Genomic DNA, 1864 nt, shown 5'->3' on the forward strand with positions numbered 1-1864 from the left:
AAATGGTCAGCAATCTTGCAGGTGGGCGGCCCCCACGGCACGGCGTCGAACCCGGCACTCAACTCGGCGCTCTGGAAGCCTATGCCGCACAAGCACACGGATACCTTAGCGCGGGTGGCGAGCAGCTGTCGCAGCTTGCCGGTCTGCTGCGTCCGGTCGTGCTCGAATCCTGGCTGCGCAGCGTGCGCGGCGGCATCGACCCCATGGACGTGCTGGACGGGCGCGGCCTGCGCGGTGCCGATCTGCAGCGCTATCGCGATGCGCACCCGTTTGCCGCATTGATGCCGCTGATCGACAAATTGCTCGTACAGGACACGGCCAGAACGGGTTTGATCGTCGCGGTGGCCGATCAATTCGGCCGGGTGCTGTGGGTGCACGGCAATACCGATCAGGTCGACGCGGCCGCCGAAATCGGCCTGCGTGCTGGCGACGATCTGAGCGAACGCCGCATCGGAACCAATGCCGTCGGCCTGGTGGTGCGTACCGGCCGGGCCGCGTGGATCCATGGGCCCGAACACTTTCTGCACCGGATGCATCAGATCACCGGTGCCGCCGCGCCGGTACACGATCCCGACGGCAGGCTGGTCGGGGTGCTGATGATCGCCGGGGGCGTGCGGGTGGCCAAACCGGAGATCCTGGCGCTGGTGAAGGCGACATCGACTGCGGCCGAAATGGATCTGCTGCTGAATGCCATGCGGGCGGGGCAGCCCGGGTCGGCGGGCCGTGCCGTTGCCTATGACAGTACGACGGGCGAAATCGCCTTGGCCCGGCTCGGTCTGGACGTGCTGGGGCTCGGACAGCCGCTGCTGAGCGTCGCGGGTGATCGAGTTCCGTTGTCGCAGCGCCACGCTGAGATCCTGCTGCTGCTCGCCGAGCATCCCGAGGGGCTCGGCGCCGACCATCTCGCGCTGCTCCTCGATGACACGGATCTGGACAACGGCACCATTCGCGCCGCGATGTCGCGGCTGCGTGCGGTGGTCGGTCCGAACGTATTCGGTTCGCGCCCATATCGGTTGCGGGTGCATGTCGCAACCGATATCGAAGCGCTGCGGGCCGCACTCGACTCCGGTGATGTCGATTCCGCATTACGGCTGTACGCCGGTCCGGTGCTGCCGCGCTCGACCGCGCCCGGAATTATTGATATTCGAGATGAACTTCGGGTTCGGCTGCGCACCGCGGTACTCAGTTCCGGCGATACCGCGGTGCTGCGCCGGTGGACCGCATGCGCCGAGGGGCGTGACGATGCCGCGTCCTGGGCCGCCTATCGCGCGACGGTGGATCGTGATTCGCCGTTATATGCGCAGATCGAGGCCAAGATTCGAGTGCTCGATCGGCGCTTGGGCGCCGATGCAACGCGGATGCAACGTTCGGGCTCATAGTCTGCACATCCGAAAGTGCCGTGGCTCACATACGCGATCGAAATGTGGTCGCGGACACAGCTTTGCCCTGTTGTGTCGGCCCAGTTGAGGGCGCTGGACGATCGACCAACTTTTTTTAGTGCAAAAAGTTCCTTTTTATTAACGAAGCGCCTAATGTTCGCAATGCACGGATCACATCCGTGTGATGAAGCTGACACCGCCGCGGCGTCCGCACCGCGGCAGCAACGTTGGAGGAGCGATCAAGAGCTAGGCGCAAGCGGTGACCGTCGGTCGCCGCGGTGGTGACCGACGGTCACCGATCTCGTTTCACGCAATCTGTTCCGATCTCGTGTGGGTGCCGTCGTCGTGCCCCGCGCATTCGCCGAATCATCTTGTGGTGGCGTCCCAGCCATGTGTCCAACGCTGAACAGCGTTGCCGCAGGGGCTTATTCGTCGTGCCCAAAAGCGTTCGGCCAGCTGTTGTTTCGCCGAACGAGGAGGCTCTG

General features: G+C 64.6%; 1 protein-coding gene. It reads left to right on the plus strand.

Going from position 1 to position 1864, the window contains the following annotated elements; genetic code table 11:
* Positions 1-2: 2 nt before the first annotated feature.
* On the plus strand, positions 3-1379 hold the full coding sequence (locus ACQP0C_RS05390) for a GAF domain-containing protein (RefSeq protein WP_433731098.1): 1377 nt from the start codon (positions 3-5) through the stop codon (positions 1377-1379).
* Positions 1380-1864: the final 485 nt, after the last annotated feature.

Origin of the sequence: Nocardia sp. CA-129566 (genome assembly GCF_050956075.1) — a bacterium.
Taxonomy (GTDB): domain Bacteria; phylum Actinomycetota; class Actinomycetes; order Mycobacteriales; family Mycobacteriaceae; genus Nocardia.

Excerpts from the sequence above, each read along its gene's own strand:
- ACQP0C_RS05390 (WP_433731098.1), top strand. The coding sequence starts at position 3 with ATGGTCAGCAATCTTGCAGGTGGGCGGCCCCCACGGCACGGCGTCGAA.